2 protein-coding genes are annotated in these 1,436 nt (G+C 50.3%); both read right to left on the reverse strand.

The genetic code is table 11. The features are described 5' to 3' along the window. Positions 1–177 precede the first annotated feature (177 nt). Positions 178–579 (reverse strand): helix-turn-helix transcriptional regulator, encoded by a 402-nt coding sequence (locus DI276_RS34825; RefSeq protein WP_024623230.1) that lies wholly within the window; start codon positions 577–579, stop codon positions 178–180. After that, positions 579–770, reverse strand: coding sequence for a Rop family plasmid primer RNA-binding protein (locus DI276_RS34830; RefSeq protein WP_045358396.1), 192 nt, complete (start codon positions 768–770; stop codon positions 579–581). Before DI276_RS34830 ends, DI276_RS34825 begins: the two co-directional genes overlap by 1 nt. Between the last annotated feature and the right edge of the window lie 666 nt (positions 771–1,436).

The raw sequence follows: 1,436 nt of genomic DNA on the forward strand, positions 1-1,436 counted from the left end.
CACCGCACATTTATTTTTCATTAACCCATTGTTGTAAATAAGGAATCTGCAAAATTTTAATTTTGCGTGGGGTGTGGGTATTTTTAGTGGTGAGGAGCGTTCAGAGATCTGACGATTTTTGGGAAGGTTCAGGAACTCCCTGGGATGGCCGGAGAGGAAAACTGAAGCATGACGGGGTCAGGATTTTTTCCAGAATTTCCACCATGGCGCCGGGGATTCAGTTAATTTTGCCTGGTGATTTTCAAGAAGGAGCATGGCCTGTTTCAGGCTGTCAATGTGCGAATCCTTGGACAAAAGTAAGGTGTTCAGGTGTTCAATCTCCTGTTTCAGATGACGAATCACCTGTTCACTCTGGTCAGCAGAGGCTGTATCACGCTGTTCAGAGACCTGTCCAGAATGGTGTTCACCCTTCAGTTGTTCAAAGGGGCCAAAGACACGTAAAAGCTCTGAAGTATCTACCATTTTTGCATTACGTTCACCGCTACAGGTGGACAGGTCACCTGCTTTAATTAACCTGTGCAGTGTTGTTCTACTCTTACCCGTCAGTCGGGCAGCCTCACTAATAGACACTCTGGCCATCAGTTACCATCCTGTAATGCATCCAGTCTCGCGGTCAGTGTACAGAAAAGATGCTCCGCATCATCGTGGAGTTTCTCACAAAGGTCGGCCTCGACATCGAGATCAAGCTCGTTAAGCTTCTCCAGCAGGAGCAGAGACTGATTCTGGATGAATTTAGCCATGTTCAGCGCTGTTTTCTGTTGTTTCGTCATAAAGGGCCTCAGAGCGTCAGTGCTCAATGTCAGACAGATCTCTTTTCCGCTTCCTCGCTCACTCAGTCGCTACGCTCCTGCCGTTCGGCTGCGGCGAGCGGTCGCAACGCGCACATAACGACATAGAGCAGACAGCTCGGAGAGGGAGAAGGCAGCACAGCGGCCGTTTTTCCATAGGCTCCGCCCCCCTGACAAGCATCACGAAATCTGACGCTCAAATCAGTGGTGGCGAAACCCGACAGGACTATAAAGATACCAGGCGTTTCCCCCTGATGGCTCCCTCGTGCGCTCTCCTGTTCCTGCCATTCGGTTTACCGGTGTCATTCCGCTGTTATGGCCGCGTTTGTCTCATTCCACGCCTGACACTCAGTTCCGGGTAGGCAGTTCGCTCCAAGCTGGACTGTATGCACGAACCCCCCGTTCAGTCCGACTACCACGCTCTTTTCGGTAACTATCGTCTTGAGTCCAACCCGAAAAGGCACGACAAATCGCCATTGGCGGTAGCCATTGGTAGAGGGTGTACAAGAGATTACTGATGCAAAGTTCTTGAAGTTAGAGCCAGACTGCGGCTAAACTGAAAGGACGAATTTGGTGGCAGCGGTCTTGTACACCCTGTTACCACGGTTCAGAAGTTCCCCAACTTACTGAACCTTCGAAAAACCACCT

Origin of the sequence: Lentzea terrae (assembly GCF_003265345.1) — a bacterium.
Lineage (GTDB): Bacteria > Actinomycetota > Actinomycetes > Mycobacteriales > Pseudonocardiaceae > Lentzea > Lentzea terrae.

What these genes read in the sequence shown, in the direction of transcription:
- DI276_RS34825 (WP_024623230.1), bottom strand. Translation starts at nt 579, where the DNA reads ATGGCCAGAGTGTCTATTAGTGAGGCTGCCCGACTGACGGGTAAGAGT.
- DI276_RS34830 (WP_045358396.1), bottom strand. Translation starts at nt 770, where the DNA reads ATGACGAAACAACAGAAAACAGCGCTGAACATGGCTAAATTCATCCAG.